Below are 26,507 nucleotides of genomic sequence, written 5' to 3' on the forward strand. Positions count from 1 at the left end.
GACGAAAAGCGGCGCAAAGGCCGCTTCACGCCCGCGCTGCCTCCAAGGGTGTCCGCGCGGGCGGGTTGGCTATAGCGGCGATCGGCTGGAGAGGCAAGCGAAGCGCCCCCCGTGGACCACCTCAGTCGAAGAGCGAGGAGACCGACTGTTCCGTCGTGGTGCGCGAGATCGCTTCGGCGAGCAGCGTCGCCGTGCTGACGACGCGGATGTTGCGCGCCTCGCGGATCGCCTTCGTCGGCTCGATCGAATCGGTGATGACGAGTTCCTCGAGGCTCGAGGCCGCGATGCGCGAGACCGCGCCGCCCGAGAGCACGCCGTGGGTGATGTAGGCGCGAACGCCCTTGGCGCCCGCCGCCATCAGGGCATCGGCCGCGTTGCACAGGGTGCCGCCGGAATCGATGATGTCGTCGATCAGGATGCAGTGGCGACCCTCGACGTCGCCGATGATGTTCATCACCTCGGACTCGCCCGGCTTCTCGCGGCGCTTGTCGACGATGGCGAGCGGGGCGTCGAGACGCTTGGCGAGCGCCCGGGCGCGGACCACGCCGCCGACGTCGGGCGAGACCACCATGACGCGGTCGGTCTCGAGATGCTCCTTGATGTCGCGCGCGAGCAGCGGCACGGCGAAGAGGTTGTCGGTCGGGATGTCGAAGAAGCCCTGGATCTGCCCGGCATGAAGATCCATCGTCATCACGCGGTCGGCGCCGGCGCGGGTGATGAGGTTGGCGACGAGCTTGGCCGAGATCGGCGTGCGCCCGCCCGCCTTGCGGTCCTGTCGGGCATAGCCGAAGTAGGGCAGCACGGCCGTGATGCGGCGGGCCGAGGCCCGGCGCAGCGCGTCCATGATGATCAGGAGCTCCATCAGGTGGTCGTTCGCCGGATAGGACGTCGACTGGATGACGAAGCAGTCCTCGCCGCGCACGTTCTCCTGGATCTCGACGAATATTTCCTGGTCGGCGAAGCGGCGCACGGAGGCCGCGCCAAGTGGCAGCTCCAGGTAGCGCCCGATCGCTTCGGCGAGAGTGCGGTTGGAGTTGCCGACAAAGAGTTTCATCGCTGACCGCTTCATCCGTCTACGGGGCTCGCCGGCCCTCGGAACGGAGGGGCCGGTCGCATGGGCGGGCTCTAAGCAAGATGGTGGAAAGATTCAAGGTTGCGCTGCGGGAAACACCGCGGCGCAGTTAAGGCCTGCCCTCGCTTCAGCCGGTCGCCATCAGTTCGATCGGCAGCCGCGAGAGACACTCCGGGCCGTCTTCCGTGGTGAGATAGGTCTGGCCGAGGCACATGGCGGCGCCGCTGTCCGAATCCATGATGATCATGTGGGCGAACAGCGTCATGTTCGGACGAATCGGCTCGGCATTGCCCGCGACGAACATCTGCGGATCCATCCAGGAGGGCGCGAAGCGCGCGCCCACCGAGTAGCCGCAGGCGGCGAGGCGGTGGCGGACGAGGTCGTGGCTTTCCATCACGCGCGCATGGGCGTCGAAGACGTCGCCGAAGGTCTGGCCGGGGCGCATCGCCGCCTCCACCGCCGTCAGCGCCTCCGCACCGGCCGCGAACAGTTCCTCGTGGCGCATGAGAGGACGCCCGACGATGAGCGTGCGCATCAGCGGCGCATGGTACTGCGCCTTGACGCCGGACCACTCGATCGTCAGCTGATCCTGTGCGCCAAGCCGCCTGCGGCCGGACTTGTAGCGGCAGAGGAGGGCGTCCTCGCCAGAGCCGAGGATGAACGGATTGGCCGGATAGTCGCCGCCCTTCAAGAGGATGTCGCCCTGCAGCGCATGAAGGAGCACGCCCTCGTCGGCCCCCTCGCGCACCAGCGGCCACATCGCTTCGAGCGCTTCGTCGCCGAGACGCGCAGCCTCCCTGACATAGGCGATCTCGGCCTCGCTCTTGACGACGCGCAGGGCGGGCACGAGGTCGGAGGCGTCCACGAGCGCGGCGAAGGAGCCGAGTTTCTCCTCCACGAGCTTGCCGTTGGCCGCCGTCAGTCCGTGCGTCGACCATTCGACGCCGACCCGCGCGCCGAGAAGGCCCATGTCGTCCATGATGTCGCGTAGCTCGATCGCGGGATTGGCGCCGCCCCGGTCGCGCCAGACCACGACGGTCTCGATGTTGGACGTCGCCCGCGCCTGGCGCAGGTCCGCCGAACGGGTGAGGAGGCGCATCTCGCCGTCCGCCTTCACCACGAGGCACTGGAAGAAGCAGAAGCCGAACGTGTCGTAGCCCGTCAGCCAGTACATCGAGTCCTGTGCGAACAGGAGCACGGCGTCGAGCTTGCGTTCCGCCATCTCGGCGGACAGGCGCGCGCGGCGGCGTTCGAATTCGTCGGCGGTGAAATGAAGCATTGCGTCGTCCGGTTTGGGGCGCGTCAGGCGAGAGCGATGGCCGAGAGCTGGCGACCGTAGTCGGGCTCGCCGCGATGGGTGGTGCGCCGGAAGGAGTAGAAGGCGTCCTCCTCGGCATAGGTGCAGCGGCCGACGAAGCGGGCGGACAGCCCGAGCCGTTCGAGGCGTGCGAGGATGAAGGCGGGAAGGTCGAACAGACGCTTGGCCTCGGAGGCGCCCGGCGCGAAGAAGCGCGCGTTCTCGGCACTCTGGCGAAGGAACGTCTCCGCCATGTCGGAGCCGACCTCGTAGTTCGGCTGCGTGATGCAGGGGCCGAGCACGGCCTCGATCCGCTCGCGCCGCGCGCCGAGCCCCTCCATTGCCTCCACCGTGCGCTCCAGGACACCGCCGACGGCACCGCGCCATCCGGCATGGGCCGCGGCGACGACGCCCGCGTCAGCGTCCGCGAAGAGGATGGGTCCGCAATCCGCGGTCACCACCCCGACGGCAAGGCCCCGCACGGCGGTCACCACGGCATCGGCCTTCGGCCGTTCGCCGCCGGAGGGGTCGGTCGCGACGACCGCATCGGCCGAATGGGTCTGCCAGGGCGTCGCCAGCCGCGCGCCGTCGAGCCCGAGGAAGTGCACGGCGCGCCGGCGGTTCTCATGCACGTCTTTCGGCGCGTCGTGCGAGCCGATGCCGGCGTTGAGCCCGCGATAGAGGCCGCTCGAGACGCCGCCGCTTCGCGTGAAGAAGGCGTGGGCGAGACGCTTGTCCGCCTTCAGAGCGGGGTCCTGAACGGTGTCGCCGTCGCGGATGTGCGAGGCCGAGGTGAGGCGATGATCGAGCATGGGCCGGGATGGTGGGGGAGGGGGGAATCGAAGTCAATCGACCGCGGGGCGGGCAAAGGGTGGCAGCGCGAGCGGCGCCGACGCCACCGCGAACACCTGGAACAGCGCTCCCATCTCGCCCGGCCCCTTTCCGGCCAGCCGGTGGACGGCGGCGGTGATCGCCTCGCGCGCCGCGGCGTCCGCATGCGCGCCGAGCCGTCCGGCGCGTTCGGGCAGACCGAGCGACAGGAGGAAATCGCCTTGCCTGGCGAGACCGAACCTGAGCGGCGCGACCGCGGTCATCGCGCGGGCGACCTGCTCCCAGTCGACATGGCTGGTGATGTCGGCGGTCCCCGGCGCGTCGAGGCTCGACGCCGCGCGGTGGCGCCGCAGCGCCTGCAGCGTGTCGCCATAGGCCGAGCGGGCGTGACCGTAGTCGATCAGGAGCGCCGCCCCGCCGAACCGGTACAGGCGGTCGGCAAGACCTGCAGCCAAGGCGTCGCGCTCGGGCGAGGCCTCGAAGACGGCCCCTTCGTCGGGCGGCGGAAGGCGGGCGAGCGCGGCCGGTACTTCGGAGGCTTGCGGACCGTCCACGAAGGCGAGGCCTTCGCCGGACGTTGCGACATGCCGCTCGCGCCAGGCACCGTCGCGGAACACGAACTGGCGGATCGCCACCGCGTCCAGGAGCTCGTTGGCGACGAGGACGAGCGGGCTTTCGTCGAGGTCCTCGATCCGACGCACGCGGCGAATGGGCAAGTCGAAGCGCGCCAGGCGCTCCGTCTGAACGGCCGCCAGACGATCGCTCACCTCGACGAGGCACACACGAGCGGCCTGGAGGAAGGCGGGGTCGAACTGGCGCAGCGTGCGCAGCATGTCGGCCATCAGCGTGCCGCGCCCCGGCCCGGCTTCGGCGAAAGTGAAGGGCGAGGGACGGCCGAGCCCGTCCCAGGCCGCGAAGGCCCAGGCCGCGAGAAGCTCGCCGAACATCTGGCTGATCTCCGGCGCCGTCGTGAAGTCGCCGTCCGCGCCGATCGGGTCGCGGCTCGTGTAGTAGCCGGCGGCCGGATCGAACAGCACCAGGTTCCAGAACCGGTCGAGGCGCATCGGGCCCGATGCCTCGATCTCGGCGCGGATGCGCTGGGCGAGGTCGCTCACGCCGAGGCCGCGGGCTCGACCGGCCGGGGTTCGTAGGCGCGGGGCTTCGCGGTCGCGATCGCCCAGAGGCCGACGAGCAGCATGGGGATGGAGAGCACCATGCCCATGGTCAGCCACCCGGTGCCGAGGAGATAGCCGAGCTGCGCATCCGGCATGCGGAAGAACTCCACGAAGATGCGCGCCGAGCCGTAGAGGAAGATGAAGGCCCCGCCGACGAGGCGCGGGCGCCCGAGCGCCTTGAACCGATGCGTCAGCAGCCGCAGGATCAGGAACAGCACGATTCCCTCCAGCGCCGCCTCGTAGAGCTGGCTCGGATGGCGCGGCTCGGGGCCGGCATGGGGGAACACCATGGCCCAGGGCACCGCCGTCGGTGCCCCCCAAAGCTCGCCGTTGATGAAGTTGGCGATGCGCCCGAAGAACAGGCCGAACGGCACGGAAGCGGCGACCACGTCGATCAGGCTGAGCAACGGCACCTTGTGCGACCGGCAGAACAGGATCATCGCGATCGTCACGCCGAGAAGACCGCCGTGGAAGGACATGCCGCCCTCCCAGATACGCAGGGCCGAGAGCGGGTCGGCGACGATGCGGTCGAAGTCGTAGAACAGGATCGAGCCGATCCGCCCGCCGGCCACGATGCCGATCGTGATCCACACGATGAAGTCGTCGATGTCCGTCTTGGTGATCGGCGAGACGCCGTTCGGCCAGAGCTTCGCCGTGCCGACGAGATGGCGGCCGTAGAGCCAGCCGCACAGGATGCCGGCCACATAGGCCAGGCCGTACCAGCGCAGCGCGATCGGGCCGATCTGCAGGAAGACCGGGTCGATCGCGGGGTAGGTGAGGACACCGAGAAAGGCTGAGGCTGTCATGGCTTCGTGGCTTCCCCTCGGGCTTCGCTCGTCGCGGCGGGGTGTGCGCCGGGGGAGGAGCGGGGTCAAGTCGCTCCATTGCCAATGGGGGGGCGAGAGCCTACCTCGAAGGGGCCGAACCTGAAGGAGCGAGATCATGACCGACCGAGGCCCGAACCGCATGCTGGACGAGTTCGCACGCATGATGACCGATGCGGCCGGCGCGGCGCAGGGCGTGCGTCGCGAGATGGAAACCGTGTTCCGCAGCCAGGGGGAGCGTTTCATCAACTCGATGGATCTCGTCCAGCGCGAGGAATTCGAGGCCGTCCGCGAAATGGCGACCCGTGCACGCGTCGAGAACGAAGCTCTGAAAAAGCGCGTCGCCGACCTCGAAGCCCGTTTGTCCGGCACCTCCGCGCCTTCGGTCTGAGGCTTTTCCACAGGCCGTGCACAGGTTTGTCACGTGCCCGTCGCCCGGCAGTGGAATCCGAAAAGCGTGAGGGCTGAATCCCTTAACGCGGCGGGTCCCGGCTCCCGATCATGGCCCGCCCCCGGCGAACGTTAAAATCCGGTTTCCGCCTCTGGAATCGCGAGTCCGCGTCGATACACTGATTCTCAACGGTGATTCGCCACGGCGGCGGTTTTCCGGAGGCGCGGAGCCAAGGGTCTTACGAGGAATTCGACCCTTGACGACGGGGTGCGTGCGGCACCCCGGCGGTCCCGCGTCGGATGCGGCACGGGGACAACAAACCATGCAACTCGGCGAATTGGATATCAGGCGACAATCCCATCCGGTGGATGTGATCGAGACCGTCGCCTCCCATCACGACTGGTCCTTCGAGCGGCCCTGCGACGACGAGATCGCCGTCTCGGTACAGGGCGCATGGACCGATTATTCCGTCTCCTTCTCTTGGATGGAGGCTTCCGAGGCACTGCATCTGGGCTGCGCCTTCACGCTCAAGGTGCCGGCCCGGCGGCAGGTCGAGGTGCTGCGGCTTCTGTCGCGTATCAACGAGCAGATGCTCGTCGGTCATTTCGACCTCTGGTCGTCCGAGGGCGCGGTGATGTTCCGGCACGCCATCCTTCTGTCGGGCGGCGTCCAGCCGACGAGCCAGCAGGCGGAGCGGTTGCTGTCGGCGGCGCTGGAGGCCTGCGAGCGGTATTACCAGGCCTTCCAGTTCGTGGTCTGGGCCGAGAAGAGTGCCGAGGAGGCGATGGCCTGCGCGGTGTTCGATACGGTCGGCAACGCATGAGCGAGGGCATCGCGCCGGTCGGCCGGCTTCTGCTGCTCGGCGGCGGCAACATGGGCGGCGCGATGCTGCGCGGCTGGATGGAGCGCGGTCTCGACCCCGCCTCCGTCACCATCCTCGATCCCAATCCGTCCCCGGCGCTCGGGCCGCTTTTCGATCGCGGCGTGCGGCACGCCGCCGCGGCGCCGGCCGAGCCGCAGGACGTCGTGATCCTCGCGGTGAAGCCGCAGGTGCTGGCGGATGCCGTCGCGCCGTTGCGCGCCGCACTGAAGCACGAAACGCTGCTGATCTCGGTCGCGGCCGGTCGCACCGTCGCCTTCATCGAGGAGCGCCTCGGCGAGCGGCCGGTGGTGCGCGCCATGCCCAACACGCCGGCGCTGATCGGCCGCGGCATCACGGGCGCCTATGCCAACGCGCGCGTCACGCCGGGCCTGAAGGCGACGGCGACCGATCTCCTGTCCGCCAGCGGTCCGGTGGAATGGGTGCCCTCCGAGGACGACATCGACCGTGTGACCGCGGTCTCCGGCAGCGGCCCGGCCTATGTGTTCCTGCTCGCCGAGGCGCTGGCCGAAGCCGGGGTCGCCGCAGGGCTCGAGCCCGATCTCGCCATGCGCCTCGCGCGCCATACGGTTGCGGGCGCAGGCGAGCTGATGATCCGCTCCGACGACGAACCGGCGCAGCTTCGCCGCAACGTCACTTCGCCGAAGGGCACGACCGAGGCGGCGCTCGGCGTCCTGATGGGCGACTACGGTCTCCAGCCCCTGATGACGAAGGCGGTGGCCGCCGCGCGCGACCGGGCGATCGAACTCTCCAAGGGTTGAGCATGAGCAACGAGACCACCGCGGTCGCGCCGGAGATCACCTTCGACGACTTCATGACGGTCGACATCCGTGTCGGCACGATCGTCCAGGCCGAGCCCTTTCCCGAAGCCAGAAAGCCCGCCTTTCGCCTCGTGATCGATTTCGGGCCGGAGATCGGACGGAAGAAGTCCTCCGCGCAGATCACCGTGCGCCACTCGCTGGACGAGCTCGTCGGCCGGCAGGTCATGGCGGTGGTGAACTTCCCGCCGCGCCAGATCGGGCCGATGCGCTCGGAGGTCCTGACCCTCGGATTCCCGGACGAGGCGGGCAACGTGGTTCTGGCGGCGCTCGCGCATCCCGTGCCGAACGGCGGGCGCCTGTTCTAGGTCCGGCAGTCGGCGCGATCGTCCGGCGGCGAGGCGGCATCGCCTCGCCGGGGCAATCGTCAGGCCGGTATTCGCACCAGCGCCTTCAATCCGCCGAGTGCCGATTCCGACAGGAGGATGTCGCCGCCATGGCTGCGCGCGACGTCGCGGGCGATGGCGAGGCCGAGGCCGGTGCCGCCGGCATCGATGTTGCGCGCTTCGTCGAGGCGCACGAAGGGCTTGAACACGTCCTCGCGCTGCGCCGCCTCGATGCCCGGTCCGTCGTCCTCCACCGAAACCGACAGCCACCGGTCGTCGTGGCGCGCGACGAGCCGGACCGCCGTCCCGTGGCGCAGCGCATTGGCGACGAGGTTGCCGAGGCACCGCACGAAGGCGTCCGGGCGCACGGACACGCGCGGGTCGCCGACGAGATCCGTCTCGATGGACCGGCCCTTCAGCGCGGCCTCGTTCTCGAAGCGCGCGAAGACGCGTTCGAGGTCGAGCTCGCCCACCTCCTCGCCACCCTCGCCCTTGGCGAAGGCGAGGTACCCTTCCAGCATCCGTCCCATCTCATCGACGTCCTGCTCCAGTTCGCGCCGGTCCTCGTCCTCTTCCAGGAGGGCGAGCTGGAGGCGGAAGCGCGTGAGCACGGTGCGCAGGTCGTGGCTGACGCCGTTGAGCATCTGCGTGCGCTGCTCGATCTGGCGCTCGATGCGGTCGCGCATCTGGATGAAGGCGAGCGAGGCGCGTCGCACCTCCGAGGCGCCGCGCACGCGAAAGTCCGGCGGCATCGGCTGGCCGCGTCCGAACCCCTCGGCGGCCTGGGCGAGCTTCTGGATGGGGCGGATCTGATTGCGCAGGAACAGGATGGCGATCAGGATCAGCACCAGCGACGTGCCGACCATCCAGACCAGGAAGATGTGGCTGTTGGAGGCATAGGCCGAATTGCGCGGCGCGAAGATGCGCAGCATCCGGTCGGGCAGCTGGATGCGGATCTCGACGATCCGCGACTCGCCGAGCGTGTCGATCCAGAACGGCCGGTTGATCTGCCGCGTGATCTCCTCGGACAGGATTCCGTCGAGGATGTTGAAGAAGGGCTTGGGGGCAGGCGCCGGCAGCGGCTCCGGCGGCAGGACGAGGACGTTGAGGGCCAGCCGTTCGCGCGCGATCCGGGTCACCTGCGCGTAGTCGGGCGTATCGGGGAATGTCTCGATCATGTCGATGACCGCCGCGATGTCCTGCACCACCGAGGCCGAGAGGCGCTGAGTCACGGTCTGCCAGTGCCGCTCCATGAAGACGAAGGCGACCACCGACTGAAGCAGCACCATGGGCGCGATGATGATGATCAGCGAGCGGGCGTAGAGCCCCTTCGGCGTTCGGCGCGAGACGAAGCGCTGGACCTGGCGCGAGAGGCTGCGCAGGACCGACCAGACGCTTCGCCGGGGTGCCGGCGGGCGCGTCTGGGCGGTGGGCACGCCGGGATCGGACGCTGCGATCGCGCCCGGCTCGATCGGGCGGTCAATCGACATTCAGGCGATAGCCGATGCCGCGCACCGTCTGGAGCCAGAGCGGATTGGCGGGATCGCTCTCGATCTTGCGGCGCAGGCGGTTGATCTGGACGTCCACCGTGCGCTCGCCGACCTCGGCCTCGTTGGTCAGGAGGTCCTGACGGGGGATCGTGTCGCCGGCCTTCTGGGCGAACTGCGTCATGATCTCCTGCTCGCGTTCGGTCAGGCGGATGATCTCGGTGCCGCGCCGCAGCTCCTTGCGCGAGAGCGAGAAGGAGAACGGCCCGAAGCGCACATGTTCGACCTTCTGGAGCGGCGCCGAACTGCCGCGCTTCAGGATGTTGTTGATGCGTAGGAGAAGCTCGCGCGGGTCGAAGGGCTTGGCGAGGTAATCGTCGGCACCCGCCTCCAGCCCGAGGATCCGATCGTCCGTTTCGGAGCGCGCCGTGAGCATGAGGATGGGGATCTCGCGATGCGGCGAGACGGCGCGCACGAGATCGAGGCCGCTCTCGCCTGGCATCATCACGTCGACGATCATCAGGTCGAACTCGAGCCCCTGCAGGATGCGTCGCGCCTCGGCGGCGTCGGAGGCGACCGAGACGCGGAACCGGCGCTCGGACAGGAAGCGCGACAACAGACTGCGGATGCGCCGGTCGTCGTCGATCACCAGGAGATGGGGCGCATCGTCCATGGATTCGGCAGTGACATGGTCCTCGACGATCGTCATCTAGCGATTCTCCCTACCGATGCCCTTGCGCGCGAACCAGTCCCGCGTCGCCTTGCGATCCGCGCCCATTTCCAGAAGAAAGTCGTTCACGAGGCCCGGATCGTCCAGCGCGGCGGCGCGAAAGGCGGCGTCGATCCTGCGCCCCTGGGCGCGCGAGAGTTCCAACGTGAGATCGCGGCCTTTCTGCGTCGGATATAGGCGGCGTTGGCGCCGGTCGTCGGTTCCCTGCACTTGCGCGATGAAGCCGTCGTCGATCAACTGCCGAAGGACGCGCGAAAGGGATTGCTTGGTGATCTCGAGAAGGTCCAGAATCTCGGCGATGGTCATGCCGGGATCGCGATTGACGAAATGCAGGATACGATGATGCGCGCGGCCGAAGCCATAGCGCTCCAGAATCGAGTCCGCATCGCCCGTGAACTCGCGATAGGCGAAGAAGAACAGCTCGATCAGGCGAAAATCGAGTTCGCCTCGCGTCGGCAGCGCGTCCTCGACGATCTCGTCGCCATCCGGGGCAGGGGCATCGGCCAAGGGCATGTCCATCTGAATAGGTCAGTAGTGTTGACGTATCTATCTCCCATTGTTACACCGGAGCAAGCGGTCGGGAACAGCGGACGGACCTGGCAGGCCGTGCAACCGTCCGTTATCGCGGTGCTTCCAGGGGCCCTGCCGTAATTTCATCCCATGATCGCCCCATCCTGAGGAAGGACTGGCGATCATGCCACCGCGCCCGGGCGGTTGGGAGGGTTCGGCGGATCGCCGGGTCGATGCGCGAAGAAGACAGGAAAGGGCGCCTTCGGCGCGATCCCCCAAGATGAGCAGCGTTCCCTTCGACCAACTCGACGGCCAGATCTGGTACAACGGCGCCTTCGTGCCCTGGAAGGACGCCAAGGTCCACGTGCTGACGCACGGGCTGCATTATGCCAGCGCCGTCTTCGAAGGCGAGCGGGCCTATGGCGGCGAAATCTTCAAGCTGCGCGAGCACACCGATCGCCTGATCGAGTCGGGCCGCATCCTCGGCTTCGACATTCCCTACAGCGCCGACACGATCGACGACGCCTGCAACGAGCTTCTGCGGCGCCAGGGCTTCCGCGACGCCTATGTGCGCCCGATCGCCTGGCGCGGCTCCGAATCGATGGGTGTCTCCGCGCAGCGAAACACGATCAACCTCGCGATCGCGATCTGGCAGTGGCCGAGCTACTTCGATCCCGAGCAGCGGATGAAGGGCATCCGGCTCGATCTCGCCGAATACCGCCGTCCCGACCCGATGACCGCGCCGTCGCGAGCCAAGGCGGCCGGCCTCTACATGATCTGCACCATCTCCAAGCACGCGGCCGAGGCGAAGGGCTATGCCGATGCGCTGATGCTCGACTGGCGGGGCCGCGTGGCGGAAGCGACCGGCGCCAACGTGTTCTTCGTCAAGGACGGTGTCGTCCACACGCCCGACCCGGATTGCTTCCTCGACGGCATCACCCGCCGCACGGTGATCGACCTCGCCAAGCGGCGTGGCTACGAGGTGCAGGTCCGCGCCATCATGCCAGAGGAACTGGAAGGGTTCACCGAGTGCTTCCTGTGCGGCACCGCCGCCGAGGTGACGCCGGTGGCCGAGATCGGGCCCTACCGCTTCACGCCGGGCGACATCACCCGCCGTCTGGTGGAGGACTACGCGGCCGAGGTGCAGCCGAAGCGCCTCGCCGCCGAATAGCGCGGCGCACATTTCCGGTTCATCGAGGGCTCGCCGCAGCGGCGGGCCCTTTTCTTTTCGTGCTCCTCAGCAAACATGCTGCCTCGAACGTCGCTTCCAGGACCCGCCCGCATCATGACCCTTGCCGCCGAGATCGTTCCCGTCACCCCGTTCCAGCAGAACTGTTGCATCTTCTACGACACGGAGGACAAGTCGGCCGTGGTCGTGGACCCCGGCGGCGACGTGGAGCGCATCGAGGAGGCGGTGAAGCGGCTGGGCGTGGCCGTCGAGGCGATCTGGATCACCCATGGGCACATCGACCACGCGGGCGGTGCGATGGACCTGAAGGAGGCGCTCGGGGTCCCGATCGTCGGGCCGCATCGGGCGGACGCCATGCTTCTGGACCGCCTGGAGGATCAGGCCCGCATGTTCGGGCTCACCGGGGCGGTCCGCAACTGCGTGCCGGACCGCTGGCTGGAGGAGGGCGAGATCCTGTCCTTCGGAACCCATCGTTTCGAGGTGATCCACGCGCCGGGCCATGCGCCGGGGCATGTCGTCTTCTTCAATCGCGACGCCCAGTTCCTGCATGCGGGCGACGTCCTGTTTTCCGGATCCATCGGGCGCACCGACCTGCCGGGCGGCGATCACGCACAGCTTCTCGACACGATCCGCCGCAAGATCCTGCCGCTCGGTGACGAGATCGGCTTCATCTGTGGCCACGGGCCCGGCAGCCGGCTCGGCGTGGAACGCCGGACCAATCCGTTCCTGCGCTGAACCCGCTCAGGGTTCGCCCGTGCAGAAGCGCCGCTTGCCGTCCGCCGCGGTGTAGGTGCCGAGGGAGGCGTCGAAGTCGGCATGGCGCGCCACGCAGTCGCGCAGCCAGTCCGGCGTCCAGGGCTCGAGGAAGCCTGCCGGCGCCTCGACAATCGGCGGCGCGGGCGCGGGGACGACCGCAGGCGGGGCGGACTGCGCGACGCGCGGTGCCGGCGGATCGACCGGGCGTTCCGCCATGTCGGTATCGGGATAGACGCTGACCGCCCGCTCCTCGGGGCGCAGGTCCGCAAAGGGCGTCTCCACGGCACCGGAGGCTTCGCGCTCCGCCGCTTCGCGCCCCATGCCAGGTCGGAAATCCGGGGAGATGCGGATGATCTTGGCCGTTCCGACATGGGCGACGGCAAGGCCGTCCCGCCCATAGGGGCGACGATCCAGGCGATCGGCCTCCACATCGAGGATCTTCGGGCCGCCCGCCATTCCGCCATAGGAGACGGAGGAGGGCGCACCGTTCATGTCCGGCGTGCCAATGACAATGAAGGAGCTGTTGGCGGTGCCGGCCGTGCCGTAGAAGCTGCCGCGATCCACCGCCCCGCCATAGTTGCGCACGTCGATCACGGAACCCGACGAGCGATAGCGCCGGGACTCCCGCCATTCCGGCGCGGCTCCCCATTCGCGGCCGCGGCGGTCGTCGCGGTAGGTGCGGCGGCTGTCCGGGAAGGGGTTATCCCGATAGGCGTGTCCGGCACCCGTCCGCGTGTCGCCGATGCGGCCCTCGCGGTAGACTTGTACGTTCGCGGCCGCTCGCCCGCCGACGGAGGGGAACAGGTCGAGCGCCATGTCTGCGTCGAAGGCGAAGGAGGCATGGGGCATGGCCGCTATGCCGGCGACGCCGATCGCCTGGAGAATCCGCTTCATCTCGCGTCCTGCCACGTTAATCCTCGGTTAAGGATTGTGTGCAGGCGGGGCTAAGTCAAACGCTCGGGGGACGAGAGTTAAAACGGGGTTAACATGCAAAACGGCCCGCCGAGGGATCGGCAGGCCGTTTGGAAGTCTTGAGAGGCCGGGACTTTTCCCCGGCCGGAAGGGCGCGAGGTCAGTCGGCCGCTTCGAGGTTGACCGCCTTCGGGCCCTTGCCGCGCTTGTCCGGCTCGGTCTCGTAGGAGACCTTCTGGTTCTCGACCAGGCCGGGCAGGCCCGAAGCCTGTACCGCGGAGATGTGGACGAAGATGTCGGCGCCACCGTTGTCGGGCTTGATGAAACCAAAACCCTTCTCGGTGTTGAAGAACTTGACCGTGCCGGTCTGTGACATGTGATGCACCCTTTTCCTTGGGCTATGTATGATCCCCTTGCGGGGTTTGCAGGCAAGTCTTGATGCGAGGAAAAGGAACCGATACATCGCGGTCCGCTTGCACGGCCCACCCGAGGGATGCGCCCTCGATACGCAATTCGTCCATCACCCGAGTTCGCGAAATTGCCCGAACAAGAAAAGTGTGCAAGCACTCGCTTGACTTTGCAAGCGAAAGTTTCAGGGGCTCCCTTCCTTCGTTCCCGACCGGTCCATTTGGTCTGCTCTGTCGCGGGCAAGTGGAGATAGATCGTTAGACTGACGATCCGTCCGGTGCCCCATTTCCGCCGTATGTGAGCCCGCGCGGAGAGGGGTGTCGGGAGGCGCTGCGGGCGGGCGACGTTTGGCCGTGTGCGGAAAAAACGAGGGAACGATCCTCCGGCCGAGGGCTTCCCCTTCACGAACCCCACACGGGGACCAACCGATACGGAGATCCACCATGAAGCGGATTCTGACCGCCACGGCCGCACTGGCCTTCCTCGCCGCCCCGGCCCTCGCGCAGTCCACGGACGGGGGCTCGACCTCCGGCGGGACGACGATGATGCCGCAGACCGGCGCGTCCGGCACCGCCACGGGCGGCACCGACGCCATGGGCGATGCGGCGCGCACGGGCAACACGGCGGCCCCGGCGGGCGGCGCGATGGGCACGGACTCGACGTCCACCAGCTCGACGACGCCCGAGGCCCCGACGGCCAACGGCACGCCGACGCAGGGCATGGACCCGGCATCCGGCGCGGCGGCCGACACCTCGACCCCGTCGGGCGGCCTGGTCCCGGGGCAGACCCCGGAATAATCGTCGCACACTAAGACGTGAACCGTCGCCGTCCCGCACTAGCGGGGCGGCGTTTTTCGTGGGAACGCTGGGAGTGCCCGCCGCATTGTGCTGGCAGATAGATTCCCAAGGACAGTGCCATGCTCCGGCCCATCGCCTCCGCCCTCCTTCTTGCCGCCGCGCTTGCCGTGCCCGCCGGCGCGCAGACTATGGCTCCGGACGATTTCGGGCAGGGACGCAGCGTCTCGGAGCCGGCGAGCGGACTGCCGGGCGTCGGCATGGGCACCGGCTCGCTCGGCGGCGATCGGGGTACGCGCGGTCCGGGCGGGCTGCAGAACGGCGTCGGCGCCTACGGCAACATGACGCCGGACGCGTCGGGCTCGGCAGGCAACACGCTGACCCGCGTGCCGGGTTCGATCCCGGAAGGCGGCAGCAGCGGCTTCGGCATTCCGCTCGGCGGGCCGGCGAACAACGGCCGCTGAGGCGACGCGCCGCCCCTCCCGAACACGTGAACTAGGCTCGCTGCGGCGGGCCTTTTTCTTGGGTGAAGGGGCGGGAACCCGAGGGTTTGCCCGGCCGTTGCCACCTCAACGACACAATCGGCGCCCGCGGCCGTTGCCGGCCCGGCGCCCCTGTTTTCGAGGTGAATGGTCATGAAGGAATGTCTCTACGCCAGCGCCGGGCTCGCGCTGCTCCTCGCCGCGTTTCCGGCGCTCGCCAACGACCCGCGCGAGACGGGCACGATCCTGTCGCCGCGCGAGCGCGAACAGGTGGTGCGCGAGGTGCGGCTGCCGGACGGACGCGTGGTGCTGCAGACGGAGAACTACGGCTTCCCGGCCGCGTTCGGCTTCGGGGATGCGACGGGCAAGGCCTCGTCGGTGCCGCTGGTGAATGGGCGGACGCCCTCGGTGGAAGGCTCGACGCCGTCGGGCGGCCTGGTGCCGGGGCAGGAGCCGGAATAAGCGCGCAATCCTGACGCTGAACGCGCGAAAGCGGCCCGCGCCCCGAAAGGGGCCGGGCTGTTGCGTTTGGTCTCGTCGTGTCGCCCGGATGGAACGGGCGACGGGCCGCCGGAGGCGAACCTCCGAGTGGTGTAAACAAAATGGTCCGCCTCCGGCGACCCGCGCGGTGTTGTCCAGCTCGACCCGGGTTCCACGCCGGGCCATGGGCTTCTCCGTTTGCCGGTGCCTCGGCCCGATGCGTCCCCCCGGCTATCACACCGACGGTCCCTTGGGCTTTCTCAGGCACGGGCTTTCCAAGCGCCCCTCGTAGTGGGAGCGAAACCGGACTTGCCAGAACCGTCCGGGCCAGCGCCTCCTCCGGCAGGAGACGTGTCGCGGACACCGCCCGCCGACCCTTCCGAACGATCCCGGTGATCATTCGCGCCCATTCAGATCGGGCCGGCGATGACTGAAGGGTAGGGGCACGCGGCGCACCGGGGGAGAAGAACCACGATGTTCCGCGCCGCCGGAAGAAGTCCGGCGGGCAGACCGAAGGCCGGCGGCGGGCGACGCGGACCCGCCTCGGCCGGGACCGGCTCGCGGTGCCTCGCCATCGCGCGGGGAGAGGGGTATGACCGCATGGTCCGAACCGGGATGCCGATCCGCCGAACACGCGTTCGCGGGGGCGGCGCCCGGCCGGTCGTGTTTTTTCGCGCGCCGGCGCGAAGCCGTTCCGCTTCGCCGCCGCGCCCAGCCCAGGCGAACCGCTCTTGCCCCGTATCCTTCTTCTCGTCACCGCCCTCGCACTGCTCGCCGGCTGCGCGGAGATCAACAAGCCGATCACGCCGAACGACACGTGGCGGGAGAAGGCGACGCGCTCCACCAACGGGCTGCCGTACTGAGGCAGCGCGCGCTAAGGCTGCCTGCGGCTTCGGCGGGCGGGGCAAAATGCCGAAGCCCCTTGTCGTCGCCGAGCGACGCGGCGGCCGTCGCTCACGTTCGAGTGGAAGGGGCCCCGCCATCCCGGTTTGATCACAGACCGTAAGGAAGGGTGAACATAGGGTTCAGGAACCATTCAGGTGCCCGGCGCTTAACTCGGTCCATCGATCCATGGACGGAGTGTCCCCATGAAGAAGACCGTGATCCTCGCCCTGTCGGGCATCCTGCTGGCGACCTCGATGCCGGCAATGGCGCAGACCTACCGGTCGGACGCGCGCCAGTATCGCCAGCACGAGCGCATCGAGCGCGGCATCCACCGCGGCCGCATCTCGCCGCGCGAGGCGGATCGCCTGGCTCGCCAGCAGCACCGCATCCGCCAGGTCGAGCGCCGCGCGCGCTACTACAACAACGGGCATATCGACCCGCGTTCGGCGCGCAAGATCGAGCGCATGCAGGAGCGCGCCAACCACAACATCCGCCGCGCCAACCGCAACGGCTACTACCGCTAGGGATATCGCGCCGCCCCGGCGGCCAGCGATGCGACGAGGGGCGCGGGATGGCGGGGAGCCGTCGCCGCGCCCCTTTCCGTTGGGAAGGTCGTTCGCCCGCACGATCCCGGCCTGCACCCTTTGCCTTCCGCCCCGACGCGCCCGGTGCCTTCAGGAACCGTTCAGGCGGCGGGGCGTCTCCTCGTCAACCCAGCCAATCTTTTGGGGAAGCCGATCCATGAAGACGACCCTTCTTCTCTCCGCCCTCGTCCTCGCCGTCACCAGCCTGCCGGCCCCCGCGCAGGACTTCGTGCTGCCCTCCGGTCCGCCGCGCAACGCGATGGAGCAGCGGCTGCAGGACCGCGTGGACACGCAGATCCAGATCAACCGCGAGCGCGGGTTCTACAGCCCCGGCCAGATCCGGCGCCAGGAGCGGTATGAGCGCCGGCAGAGGGCGGATCAGCGTTGGGAGCGGGAGGACAGGCGGCGGTGGGAGAGGGAAGAGCGGCGGCGGGGGCGCTGGTGACAACGTTTACCCTACGACCCCCGAGCATGGCCCTTGCAGGTACGTTTAAGATCAAACAAGATACCACTATCGCTGCTACTCATGGATTTTTGATGGACATCGAGTATTTCCGAGTAAAAAATTTCAAAGGTATTTCTGATCTTACGATTGACCTAATCAATAAGAACGGAAATGTTTTTCCTGTCATAATGCTTCTTGGACTTAACGAGTCCGGTAAAACGACAATATTAGAAGCAGTATCCCATTTCGTATCAAGGGACGATACGCTAGATAGTGTTTTCTCCAAGGGAGAAAAAAGTAATAATATCTCGGATATAGTGCCCCTCAAGCATCTCGCAAACTTCACGGGGTCAACATCTATTGAGGGAGGAGTTAGACTTTCGCCAAAAGATATTGAAAGCATCAAATCGTTTTGCGCAAACAAAGCTATTGATATAGATATCAATACAATATCGAAATCTTTTTACATTAAAAAGGGCTTTAGGTTTGAGGATAGTAACCAAGTTTCCACGGAAAATATCTGGACAATTTCATTTTCTGTTTTCATTGGGAAGGGGACGAAGAGGAGAGCGATACCGGCCAACCCTTTGCCGAATGGGGCGACCGGAAGAGACGTGTGGCGCGAGGTCGTCAATCATGTGCGGGGTATGATACCCAAGGTCGCATACTTCCCGACATTCATCGTGGACATTCCTGACCGAATTTATCTTCGGAAGGTGGCGGGGGAGCCAGAATCGTCGTCGTACTATAGATCGATAATGCAAGACGTCTTGGACGTTGAAGGTGGAGGTATTACCGTTGAGAAACATATTATCGACCGAATTGATGACTTCAAAAAAAACAACGGCAATCGGTTTGACGGTCAAAAATTTTCATCTAGTCCGCATAGGCGACAGGTAAACGCTGTATTTCAAAGAATTTCTAACCTGATTTCTAAAGAAATAATCGAAAATTGGAAAAATATATTTAATAGACCACTCAACGCGAGTAGCCTGGTCGTGAGTTGGGAGGTCGATACGCAAAATAACGATGTGCCGTATCTTAGCATTGAGATTTCCGACGGTCCCGACCCTTATAAAATTCATGAGCGCTCGCTCGGGTTCCGCTGGTTCTTTGCGTTTCTGTTGTTTGTGAAGTTCAAACAAAAGACCGACGGAAAGACTATTTTTCTTTTTGATGAGCCAGCATCTAATCTTCATGCGAAAGCTCAACAGGAGTTATTGAAAGCATTTTCGCAAGTGTCTCAACATAATCAGCTCATATTCTCTACTCATAGCCATCACATGATCGACCCGGCATGGTTGGCTGGCGCTTACGTCATTGAAAATAAAGCAATTGATTACGACTCTTCAGAAGATGATGTCAGTCAGTTTGGTAGGCATACCGATATACGCGCTGTGAGCTACAGAAACTTCGCAGCCCAAACGCCATCGAGATCGTCTTATTTTCAGCCGATAATTGAAAAGCTTCAGTATGTCGCACCTGTTCTCATAGGTCATGGGCCATATGTTTTGGTGGAGGGCATTACAGACTATTTTGTCTTCAGTTCTGTTGCGAAAAATTTCGGAAGAGAATTGTTCGTTATGCCAGGATCCGGGGCGGGCGCAAGTGGCCCGCTTATAAGCCTTCTTCTATCTCAAGGATCAGATTTTCTCATAATATTAGACTCGGATGCAGCAGGGATTAGTGCAAAGAAAAAGTATATTGATAGATATCTACTTGACGGTGAGAGTGTCATCTGTGTTCATGAGGTAGTCGATGGAATGGAGGGAAAGGGATTGGAAACAATTCTCGACGGCGCGACAAAAGAGAAAATCGAAGCCGAATTTGGAGAAGGCTCCTCCGCAAAAAAATCGCTAAGGACGTCCCTCGCTGAAGCGTATGCTAGAGGCATTCTTGTCGATATACTGTCGGATAATACGAAGACGATAGTGTCACGCATATTAGATGCTGGAATGTCGCGTTCACAAAAGTTAGTCGCGCCGACGACTTAGGCCCTGACTTACCGCCCCGGCCGCCCCGTCTTCGCCTTTCGCCGCCCGCGCTTCTTCTCGTCCCTCGGGTCCTCGTAGCTCCCCAGCCCGATCTTCTCGCGGCGGATGGGCTTGAGGTCGTCGCCGGGCTTGGGCGGTAGCTTGCCGGTGACCGGCTTTTCCGTGCGGCCGACGGTCATCTCGTCCAGCGTGTTCTTGCGGAACAGGGTGCGGTTGGGCGTCGCCGTGTCGGTGCCGGGGCCCATGTCGTCGAGCGAGGGCTTGGCGAAGTAGGAGGCGCCGTCGCCCCGGTCGGAGCGCAGGCCCTGGACCTCGCCGATGGCGGCGTGGCCGCTCTTCGACACCGGCTTGATGCGCGCGGCGAGCGGCTCGCCGTTGGGGCCGAAGCGCGGGTTCTCGCGGTTGGCGCCGGGCTTCCGGCGGCCGCCCTTGGATTTCCCCGACGACCCGCTGCCGTCGGAGAACATGTTGATGTCGAGGTCGCGCGCCATCGGGTCGTCGGCGACCGCAAGCTCCGTCGCCTGGAGGCGCTTGATCTCGTCGCGCAGGCGAGCGGCGGTCTCGAAGTCGAGATCGGCGGCGGCGTGCCGCATCTCCTTCTCGAGATGCTCCAGATGGCTCTTGAGGTTGTTGCCGACCATCGCGCCGGACGCGGCGTGCGCGCCGGTGGGCACGCGGACGTGGTCCTTCTCGTAGTAGCTGTCGAGAATGTCGGCGATCTTGGCCTTGACCGATTCCGGCGTGATGCCGTGTTCGCGGTTGTAGGCCTCCTGCTTGTCGCGGCGCCGGTTGGTCTCGGCGATGGCGCGCTCCATCGAGCCCGTCACTTGGTCGGCGTAGAGGATGACGCGGCCGTCGACGTTGCGCGCGGCGCGGCCGATCGTCTGGATCAGCGAGGTCTCGGAGCGGAGGAACCCTTCCTTGTCGGCGTCGAGGATGGCCACGAGCCCGCACTCTGGGATGTCGAGGCCCTCGCGCAGGAGGTTGATGCCGACGAGGACGTCGAAGGCGCCGAGGCGCAGATCCCGGATGATCTCGATGCGCTCCAGCGTGTCGATGTCCGAGTGCATGTAGCGCACACGGATGCCCTGCTCGTGGAGATACTCGGTGAGGTCCTCGGCCATGCGCTTGGTGAGCACGGTGACGAGCGCACGGTAGCCGTTGGCGGCGACCTCGCGGATCTCGCCGAGGAGGTCGTCGACCTGGGACTTCGCCGGGCGGATGTCGATCGGGGGATCGGTGAGGCCGGTCGGGCGGATGACCTGCTCGGCGAAGACGCCGCCGGCCTCCTCCAGCTCCCACTTGCCGGGCGTCGCCGAGACCGCGACGGTGGGCGGGCGCATCGCGTTCCACTCCTCGAAGCGGAGCGGGCGGTTGTCCATGCAGGAGGGCAGGCGGAAGCCGTATTCGGCCAGCGTCGCCTTGCGGCGGAAGTCGCCCCGGTACATCGCGCCGATCTGCGGGATGGTGACGTGGCTCTCGTCGATGAAGACGAGGGCGTTGTCGGGCAGGTATTCGAACAGCGTCGGCGGCGGGTGGCCAGGCTGGCGGCCGGTGAGGTAGCGCGAGTAGTTCTCGATGCCGTTGCACGAGCCCGTCGCCTCGATCATCTCGATGTCGAAGGTGACGCGTTGCTCCAGCCGCTGCGCCTCGAGGAGGCGGCCGGCCTTGTTCAGCTCGACGAGGCGGTTCTTCAGCTCCTCCTTGATCGACTTCACCGCCTGCTGCAGCGTCGGGCGCGGCGTGACGTAGTGCGAGTTGGCGTAGATCTTCACCGACTTGAGGTCGTCGGACTTGGCGCCGGTGAGCGGGTCGAACTCGTGGATCGCCTCGATCTCGTCGCCGAAGAGCGAGATGCGCCAGGCGCGGTCCTCGAGGTGGGCGGGGAAGATCTCGATCGTGTCGCCGCGCACGCGAAACGAGCCGCGCACGAAATCCATGTCGCGGCGCTTGTATTGCTGGGCGACGAGGTCGGCGAGGAGCTGGCGCTGGTCGAGCCGGTCGCCGACGCTCATTTGAAAGGTCATCGCCGTGTAGGTCTCGACCGAGCCGATACCGTAGATGCAGGAGACCGAGGCGACGATGATGACGTCGTCGCGCTCGAGCAGCGCGCGGGTCGCGGCGTGGCGCATGCGGTCGATCTGCTCGTTGATCGAGGATTCCTTCTCGATGAACGTGTCGGAGCGCGGGACGTAGGCCTCCGGCTGGTAGTAGTCGTAGTAGGAGACGAAGTACTCGACGGCGTTGTCGGGGAAGAAGTTCTTGAACTCGCCGTAGAGCTGGGCCGCGAGCGTCTTGTTGGGCGCGAGGATCAGCGCCGGGCGCTGGGTGCGCTCGATGACGTTGGCGACCGTGAACGTCTTGCCGGAGCCGGTGACGCCGAGGAGCACCTGCGTCTGATCGTTCTGGTCCTTGATGCCGGAGACGAGGTCGGCGATGGCGGTCGGCTGGTCGCCCTTCGGCTCGTAGTCGGAGGCGATGCGGAAGGCGTGGCCGCCCTCGGACTTCGAAGGGCGCTCGGGCCGGTGCGGGATCCAGAGCTCGCCGTTCTTGAACAGCGGGTTGCCGGAGGTAATGAGGTCCTGCAGCGCCTGCACCGTGGCGGTGACGCCGCTTTCGGGGAGCGCTGCGGCGTCTTCCAGCGAAACGTTCATGCCCGACACGGGGTTGAGGCCGGCGCGGGCGCGCTCGGCCGGCGAGTTTGCGACGCCCATCGACGTGCCGCGCGCGGTCTTGCCGGGCTTGGACTGCGGCGCATCGGCCGGGGCGGCGGGCTTCTTCGCCTTCTTGGCGGGCGCGCCGGCCTTGCGCTCGGCCTGCTCCTCCAGGTCCTGCGCGATCTGGTCGGCCCAGCCGGAGAGCGGTCCGGTCAGCGGCGTGCCGTCGAGGTCCGGCTGCGGCGCCTCACTGAGTCCCGGATGCAGGCGCTCGGAGGCGTCGGAGTAGTCGAGGATCGGGGAGCGCTTGGGGGACTTCTTGGGATCGGCCATGCGGCGGAATATGGGCTGCGAGCGGGGCGGAATAAAGGGGGAACGGAGGGAGCGCGCGGGGTGCTTTTCGAATTGTCTTCGGGCCGTTCATCTTTCGCTTACCAAGCCGACCCTACTCTCTGCCTATCCGCTCGAGTTTCGCGGACCTGAGAGGCCAGCCGGATGGTATCGAGTCGAACCGGATGGCGTATCGTCACGCTCGCCGTCGCCGTGTATGCGGCGGCGAGCGCCGATCGCCCGCTCCAGGCGAGGGACTTCAAGCCAGTTCCGCCCGCCGACATTCCAGGTGCCTTGCCCGTTGCCCGCGACGCGCGCACGGGCGCGCGGCTCGTCTGGGGCGGACCGGTGCCCCCCGCCGACGTGCCGGCCTATGCGCCGAGCCCTTCCGCCGTCGATCCCGTTCCCGAACCCGTCTACGCCGCGCCCGAGCCCGTTTATTCCGCCCCCGAACCGACCTATGCCGCGCCCGCACCGCCCCCCGAGCGGGGACCGGGCGACTATGGGCGGACCTACGAGGTGCAGGAGGCGGCGCCCGCGATGCAGGAAGCGGCGCTGGCGCCGCTGGCCGTGCCGGATGTCGTCGACGACGGCGGCGCGCTGCCCGACGCCGAAATGCCGGACAGCGGCTTCGATCCATGGGAAGGCCTGACCGATCCCGAGGTGGCGGCGCCGCCGGAGCCGGCGCGTCCAGCCCTGCGCGGGAAGACGGTGCCGAGCTGGGCTTCGCTCGGCGGCGACCGGCCGCTGTCGCCGATCGCCCGCCCGCCGCGCGGGGCGCTGGAACGGGAGACGCCGGACGGCTACCGGCCGATGGCCAAGTCGGAGGCGATGTGCCGGCGCGAGCTGAAGTCGCTCGGCGTGCGCTTCACCGATGTCGCGTCGGTTTCGTCCGGCCGATCCTGCGGTATCGACGATCCCGTGCGTGTCACGCAGGCGCTGAAGGGCATCGCCATGTCGCCGCCGGCGACGCTCAACTGCCAGACGGCGCTCAACGTCGCCCGGTGGCTGCGCGACGACGTGAAGCCCGCGGCGCGCTGGAAATTGTGGAAGCAGCCGACGGCGCTGATCAACCTGTCCTCGTATCGCTGCTCGCGCATCGCCGGCTCGCGCAGCATCTCGGAGCACGCGGGCGGCAACGCCCTCGACGTCGGCGGCTTCCGCTTCGCCGACGGATCGGTGGTGAAGGTTGAACCGAAGGGTGCGTTCCGCTGGCGCGAGAAGCCGTTCCAGAACCAGATCCGCCGTGCGAGTTGCCGTCACTTCGGCACGGTGCTGGGTCCGGGCTACAACCGCGCCCATGCCGACCACCTCCACCTCGACTCCAAGGTGCGGCTGCGACCGGTCTGCAAATAGCCGCGGGCCGCCGGCGAGGGGACTTTCGCGGCCCGCGAGGCCCAACACGCAGAGGCCGATCCCGACCCACGGCGGGCGAACACGGCCGGTTCCCAGGCAACGAAATGTCGCGCACCACGTTTCCGACGGCGTGCGGTATGCCGCCGCACGCCTTGGCAAGGATACATCGATGCTGAAGCCCCTGACCCTTGTGGCCATCATGATGGCCACCACGGCGCCGATGGCGCATGCGCAAGACTCCGACGACAACGGTGACCGCTACGAAAGCGTCGACCGGGGCGACGAACGTGGCGATCCGCCGATGCGCGACATGCGTCGCGGCGACCGTTGGGCGATGGACCGCGAGGAACGTGCGGACGACCGCGGTCCGGCCGATCGCGACGACGATCGCGATCGCGGCAAGGACGAGGACCGCAAGATGGATCGCGACCGTGCCGAGATGCGCGACCGCGATCGGGATCGTGGTCCCCGTTGGGACCGCGACGACCGCGGCCCGCGCCTGCATGGCCGTGGTGGCCCGGACTGGCGTCGTGGACCGCCGCCCCCGCCGCCGCGCGCCGGCTTCGAGATCAATCTCGGCGAAGGCAAGACCGTCCGCGTCGAGTGCGGCGACGAAGCCTTCGCACGCTGCATCGACGCGGCCAAACCCGTCCTCGATTCGGCACGCGACATGGTTCGCGAGGGACCGGTTGCCGCCAACGGTGCGGACCGTCCGGTGACGCGCGTTCCGCCGCCGCCCGCCGACCTCGTGACGCCGCCGGACGGCGGTCCCGATGCGCCGCCGCCGGCCGGCGATACGCCTCCGGCACCGGCCAACTGATCGTGGCAGCGCCCTCCCGTTCGGGAGGGCGTTTTCGTCTGGGGCGTTCCCCTCAGGTGGGGTCGGCAGGCACCGGTGTCGGCTGGCCCATGGCGTCGAGCGCCACCATCACGAAGCTGCCCTCGGTCACCAGCTCGCGATGCTGGGACAGGTAGCGCCGCGCCCACGCCTCGACGTGGAGCGTGACGGAGGTGCGCCCCACCTTGTCGATCCGGGCATAGACGCACAACGTGTCGCCGATCTTCACCGGCTTGCGGAAGGCGAGGGACTGCACCGCGGCCGTCACGACGCGGCCACCGGCACGCTCGGCGCCGCGAACGCCCGCCGCCAGATCCATCTGCGACATGACCCAGCCGCCGAAGATGTCGCCGGCCGCATTGCTGTCGGCGGGCATGGCCTGCACCCGGATGATGAGGTCTCCGGTGGGAATTTCCGTGGAATCAGACATTCGGGCGGCTCCGTTTCGTGGTCCGCACCCTACTCGGCCGTGACGGGATTGTCAGAGGCGCGCGGGTGCAACCGGCTACCGTGCGGGATCGACGGTGCCGATCGTTGCGGCGGCGGCCGCCGGAAACAGCACGACCCCGTCGATGAGCCGCCGGGCTCGCGAGTGGCGCGAACGGAGCGAGACGCGACGGATATGTTCCATGGAACCGATCGCCGGGCTCACGCTTTAGCTGACATCGTGACGCACCCCGACGGGTGCGCCCGGATACATCACACAAGAGGTTTGTTCATGAAGTCCTTCGTTCTCGCCGCCGGTCTTGCCACAATGATGAGCGGCGCCGCGCTTGCGCAGACCTCCACAACCACCACGACCGGCGACGCGATGGCGCCCGCCGCGACCACGACGACCACGCCTGCCACCGCCGCCGCAGGCGGCCCGTTCTACACGGTGCAGCCGCCCGCGAGCGGCCAGATGGCGATGAGCCACCTCGCCAGCGATCTCGACGACAAGGATGTCTACGGCGCCAACAACGAGAAGATCGGCGAGATCGAGGATTTCGTCATCAACTCGGACGGCACGATCGCCGCGGCCGTGATCGAAGTCGGCGGTTTCCTCGGCATCGGCGAGAAGGACGTGCTCGTCAACTTCAGCGAGCTCCAGATGGCGATGGATGGCGACAAGATGCGCATCAACGCCCCGACGCTGACGCGCGAACTCCTGACCTCGGCGCCGGACACCGACCTCGACACCGTGTTCCCCGACCACGACTGATCGGTTCCATAGGATCGATGGAGGCCCGCGCCGGGAACGACGCGGGCCTCTTCGTTTTCAGCCTTCCGGCAGCCAATCGCGCGACCGGAAGCCGGGAAGCGCCTCGATCCGCGCGAGCCAGCTCTGGACGGCCGGGAACGGCGCGAGGTCGAACCCCCCTTCCGGCGCGCTCGCCGTATAGGGATAAAGGGCGATGTCGGCGACGCTCGCACGCGGGCCGCCGAAGAAGGGCGCCGTGGTGAGATGCGTCTCCATCACCCCGAGCGCACGGGTGCCGTTTTCCAGCGTCAGCGCCATCCGCTCGCCGGTCGCCGCGGCGGCCCGTTCGGGATAGACACGGAGCGAGCGGCGCACCGCGATCGAGACCTCGTGCGCGTTTTGTTCGAAGAACATCCAACGCAGCGTCTGCGCGCGTTCGAACGGGTCGTCGGCAAGAAACGGCGTGCCTTCCGCCAGATAGACGAGGATGGCGTTGGATTCGGGCAGAAGGCGCCCATCGCCGAGGTCGAGGAGCGGGCACTGGCCGGACGGATTGCGCCGCAGGAACTCCGGCGTGCGCGTGGAGCCGTCGCGAGCGGACACTTCCTGGTGACGAAAGGGACGATCGAGAAGCGCCATCAGGAGGCGCGGCTTGTAGCAGTTGCCGCTGTCCTGCATGCCGTGGATGGTGATCATGGCGGGGCTCCCCTGGCTGGATGCCGATTGCTTCTGACCGGTCCCGGCGTCAAACGCCAATTCCAAAGGCGAAACCCTGCCATCAAATGGTTTGATGGTGTTCCGGCCCTTTCGTCTTGCACTGCAAACGGGGCGCGACTAGGGTCCGCCCGCCTTCGTCGGCAGCGGGTCCGGCGAGCG

30 protein-coding genes are annotated in these 26,507 nt (G+C 66.9%); 16 read left to right on the forward strand and 14 right to left on the reverse strand.

Annotated elements, in window-relative coordinates; genetic code table 11:
• Positions 1-121 precede the first annotated feature (121 nt).
• The 5 genes from AUL34_RS04485 to lgt all read right to left on the reverse strand — a co-directional run bounded on the left by AUL34_RS04485 (position 122) and on the right by lgt (position 5,181).
• Positions 122-1,054: a ribose-phosphate pyrophosphokinase gene (locus AUL34_RS04485; RefSeq protein ID WP_061931639.1), complete on the reverse strand. Its 933-nt coding sequence runs from the start codon at positions 1,052-1,054 to the stop codon at positions 122-124.
• A gap of 145 nt (positions 1,055-1,199) precedes the next feature.
• Positions 1,200-2,351 (reverse strand): Xaa-Pro peptidase family protein, encoded by a 1,152-nt coding sequence (locus AUL34_RS04490; RefSeq protein ID WP_061931642.1) that lies wholly within the window; start codon positions 2,349-2,351, stop codon positions 1,200-1,202.
• 23 nt (positions 2,352-2,374) lie between these two features.
• A complete protein-coding gene (pgeF, locus tag AUL34_RS04495) occupies positions 2,375-3,181 on the reverse strand; it encodes a peptidoglycan editing factor PgeF (RefSeq protein WP_061931644.1) in 807 nt (268 codons plus the stop codon).
• A gap of 33 nt (positions 3,182-3,214) precedes the next feature.
• Entirely contained in the window at positions 3,215-4,315 is a 1,101-nt protein-coding gene (locus AUL34_RS04500; RefSeq protein ID WP_061931646.1) for a class I SAM-dependent methyltransferase, read from the reverse strand.
• Positions 4,312-5,181, reverse strand: coding sequence for a prolipoprotein diacylglyceryl transferase (lgt, locus tag AUL34_RS04505; RefSeq protein ID WP_061931648.1), 870 nt, complete (start codon positions 5,179-5,181; stop codon positions 4,312-4,314). The genes AUL34_RS04500 and lgt overlap by 4 nt, the downstream gene beginning before the upstream one ends.
• A gap of 136 nt (positions 5,182-5,317) precedes the next feature.
• Here lgt and AUL34_RS04510 point away from each other — a divergent pair, with 136 nt between their 5' ends.
• The 4 genes from AUL34_RS04510 (at position 5,318) to AUL34_RS04525 (ending at position 7,596) form a co-directional block, all read left to right on the forward strand.
• A complete protein-coding gene (locus AUL34_RS04510) occupies positions 5,318-5,590 on the forward strand; it encodes an accessory factor UbiK family protein (RefSeq protein WP_061931650.1) in 273 nt (90 codons plus the stop codon).
• A 322-nt stretch (positions 5,591-5,912) separates the two neighbouring features.
• Positions 5,913-6,413, forward strand: coding sequence for a YbjN domain-containing protein (locus AUL34_RS04515; protein WP_061931652.1), 501 nt, complete (start codon positions 5,913-5,915; stop codon positions 6,411-6,413).
• Positions 6,410-7,231: a pyrroline-5-carboxylate reductase gene (proC, locus tag AUL34_RS04520; RefSeq protein ID WP_061931654.1), complete on the forward strand. Its 822-nt coding sequence runs from the start codon at positions 6,410-6,412 to the stop codon at positions 7,229-7,231. Before AUL34_RS04515 ends, proC begins: the two co-directional genes overlap by 4 nt.
• 2 nt (positions 7,232-7,233) lie before the next feature.
• Positions 7,234-7,596: a tRNA-binding protein gene (locus tag AUL34_RS04525; protein ID WP_156420784.1), complete on the forward strand. Its 363-nt coding sequence runs from the start codon at positions 7,234-7,236 to the stop codon at positions 7,594-7,596.
• Between the two features lie 59 nt (positions 7,597-7,655).
• On the opposite strand, the gene AUL34_RS04530 is transcribed toward AUL34_RS04525, so the two are convergent.
• From AUL34_RS04530 to AUL34_RS04540, 3 genes are all read right to left on the reverse strand, one after another.
• Positions 7,656-8,996, reverse strand: coding sequence for an ATP-binding protein (locus AUL34_RS04530; RefSeq protein ID WP_061931741.1), 1,341 nt, complete (start codon positions 8,994-8,996; stop codon positions 7,656-7,658).
• Between the two features lie 97 nt (positions 8,997-9,093).
• Positions 9,094-9,810 carry a response regulator gene (locus AUL34_RS04535; protein ID WP_061931658.1) on the reverse strand — a complete coding sequence of 239 codons (717 nt, stop codon included), beginning with the start codon at positions 9,808-9,810 and terminating at the stop codon, positions 9,094-9,096.
• Positions 9,811-10,344 (reverse strand): MarR family winged helix-turn-helix transcriptional regulator, encoded by a 534-nt coding sequence (locus AUL34_RS04540; protein ID WP_156420791.1) that lies wholly within the window; start codon positions 10,342-10,344, stop codon positions 9,811-9,813. It lies immediately after the preceding gene.
• A 277-nt stretch (positions 10,345-10,621) separates the two neighbouring features.
• On the opposite strand from AUL34_RS04540, the gene AUL34_RS04545 reads away from it, so the two are divergent.
• Both AUL34_RS04545 and AUL34_RS04550 read left to right on the forward strand, forming a co-directional pair.
• The gene (locus AUL34_RS04545) at positions 10,622-11,512 is read left to right on the forward strand and encodes a branched-chain amino acid aminotransferase (RefSeq protein ID WP_061931662.1); all 891 of its coding nucleotides are present in this window, start codon (positions 10,622-10,624) and stop codon (positions 11,510-11,512) included.
• A 114-nt stretch (positions 11,513-11,626) separates the two neighbouring features.
• Positions 11,627-12,265: an MBL fold metallo-hydrolase gene (locus AUL34_RS04550; RefSeq protein ID WP_061931664.1), complete on the forward strand. Its 639-nt coding sequence runs from the start codon at positions 11,627-11,629 to the stop codon at positions 12,263-12,265.
• Positions 12,266-12,271: 6 nt separating this feature from the next.
• On the opposite strand, the gene AUL34_RS04555 is transcribed toward AUL34_RS04550, so the two are convergent.
• Both AUL34_RS04555 and AUL34_RS04560 read right to left on the reverse strand, forming a co-directional pair.
• Positions 12,272-13,180 carry a hypothetical protein gene (locus AUL34_RS04555; RefSeq protein WP_061931666.1) on the reverse strand — a complete coding sequence of 303 codons (909 nt, stop codon included), beginning with the start codon at positions 13,178-13,180 and terminating at the stop codon, positions 12,272-12,274.
• A gap of 178 nt (positions 13,181-13,358) precedes the next feature.
• Positions 13,359-13,574, reverse strand: a complete 216-nt coding sequence (locus AUL34_RS04560; RefSeq protein ID WP_055890128.1) for a cold-shock protein — start codon at positions 13,572-13,574, stop codon at positions 13,359-13,361.
• A 475-nt stretch (positions 13,575-14,049) separates the two neighbouring features.
• On the opposite strand from AUL34_RS04560, the gene AUL34_RS04565 reads away from it, so the two are divergent.
• From AUL34_RS04565 to AUL34_RS21805, 7 genes are all read left to right on the forward strand, one after another.
• Positions 14,050-14,403, forward strand: coding sequence for a hypothetical protein (locus tag AUL34_RS04565; protein ID WP_061931668.1), 354 nt, complete (start codon positions 14,050-14,052; stop codon positions 14,401-14,403).
• A 119-nt stretch (positions 14,404-14,522) separates the two neighbouring features.
• On the forward strand, positions 14,523-14,864 hold the full coding sequence (locus tag AUL34_RS04570; protein ID WP_061931670.1) for a hypothetical protein: 342 nt from the start codon (positions 14,523-14,525) through the stop codon (positions 14,862-14,864).
• Positions 14,865-15,035: 171 nt separating this feature from the next.
• The gene (locus AUL34_RS04575; RefSeq protein WP_156420786.1) at positions 15,036-15,344 is read left to right on the forward strand and encodes a hypothetical protein; all 309 of its coding nucleotides are present in this window, start codon (positions 15,036-15,038) and stop codon (positions 15,342-15,344) included.
• Positions 15,345-16,093: 749 nt separating this feature from the next.
• Positions 16,094-16,225 carry a hypothetical protein gene (locus AUL34_RS22985; protein WP_274532646.1) on the forward strand — a complete coding sequence of 44 codons (132 nt, stop codon included), beginning with the start codon at positions 16,094-16,096 and terminating at the stop codon, positions 16,223-16,225.
• 225 nt (positions 16,226-16,450) lie between these two features.
• On the forward strand, positions 16,451-16,771 hold the full coding sequence (locus AUL34_RS04580) for a hypothetical protein (RefSeq protein ID WP_061931674.1): 321 nt from the start codon (positions 16,451-16,453) through the stop codon (positions 16,769-16,771).
• Positions 16,772-16,988: 217 nt separating this feature from the next.
• Positions 16,989-17,276 (forward strand): hypothetical protein, encoded by a 288-nt coding sequence (locus tag AUL34_RS04585; RefSeq protein WP_061931676.1) that lies wholly within the window; start codon positions 16,989-16,991, stop codon positions 17,274-17,276.
• Between the two features lie 26 nt (positions 17,277-17,302).
• The gene (locus tag AUL34_RS21805; protein WP_082653154.1) at positions 17,303-19,270 is read left to right on the forward strand and encodes an AAA family ATPase; all 1,968 of its coding nucleotides are present in this window, start codon (positions 17,303-17,305) and stop codon (positions 19,268-19,270) included.
• Between the two features lie 8 nt (positions 19,271-19,278).
• On the opposite strand, the gene uvrB is transcribed toward AUL34_RS21805, so the two are convergent.
• Entirely contained in the window at positions 19,279-22,260 is a 2,982-nt protein-coding gene (gene uvrB / locus AUL34_RS04590; protein WP_061931678.1) for an excinuclease ABC subunit UvrB, read from the reverse strand.
• Positions 22,261-22,422: 162 nt separating this feature from the next.
• Here uvrB and AUL34_RS04595 point away from each other — a divergent pair, with 162 nt between their 5' ends.
• Positions 22,423-23,613 (forward strand): extensin family protein, encoded by a 1,191-nt coding sequence (locus AUL34_RS04595; protein ID WP_061931680.1) that lies wholly within the window; start codon positions 22,423-22,425, stop codon positions 23,611-23,613.
• Positions 23,614-23,782: 169 nt separating this feature from the next.
• Positions 23,783-24,433 (forward strand): hypothetical protein, encoded by a 651-nt coding sequence (locus AUL34_RS04600; RefSeq protein ID WP_061931682.1) that lies wholly within the window; start codon positions 23,783-23,785, stop codon positions 24,431-24,433.
• A gap of 52 nt (positions 24,434-24,485) precedes the next feature.
• On the opposite strand, the gene AUL34_RS04605 is transcribed toward AUL34_RS04600, so the two are convergent.
• Positions 24,486-24,881 carry an acyl-CoA thioesterase gene (locus tag AUL34_RS04605; RefSeq protein WP_061931684.1) on the reverse strand — a complete coding sequence of 132 codons (396 nt, stop codon included), beginning with the start codon at positions 24,879-24,881 and terminating at the stop codon, positions 24,486-24,488.
• A gap of 75 nt (positions 24,882-24,956) precedes the next feature.
• Entirely contained in the window at positions 24,957-25,082 is a 126-nt protein-coding gene (locus AUL34_RS22990) for a hypothetical protein (protein WP_274532647.1), read from the reverse strand.
• An 87-nt stretch (positions 25,083-25,169) separates the two neighbouring features.
• On the opposite strand from AUL34_RS22990, the gene AUL34_RS04610 reads away from it, so the two are divergent.
• On the forward strand, positions 25,170-25,652 hold the full coding sequence (locus AUL34_RS04610; protein ID WP_156420787.1) for a PRC-barrel domain-containing protein: 483 nt from the start codon (positions 25,170-25,172) through the stop codon (positions 25,650-25,652).
• A gap of 57 nt (positions 25,653-25,709) precedes the next feature.
• Here AUL34_RS04610 and AUL34_RS04615 read toward each other — a convergent pair whose 3' ends face one another.
• Entirely contained in the window at positions 25,710-26,327 is a 618-nt protein-coding gene (locus tag AUL34_RS04615; protein ID WP_061931687.1) for a glutathione S-transferase family protein, read from the reverse strand.
• Positions 26,328-26,507 lie beyond the last annotated feature (180 nt).

Origin of the sequence: Aureimonas sp. AU22 (genome assembly GCF_001463745.1) — a bacterium.
GTDB lineage: Bacteria > Pseudomonadota > Alphaproteobacteria > Rhizobiales > Rhizobiaceae > Aureimonas.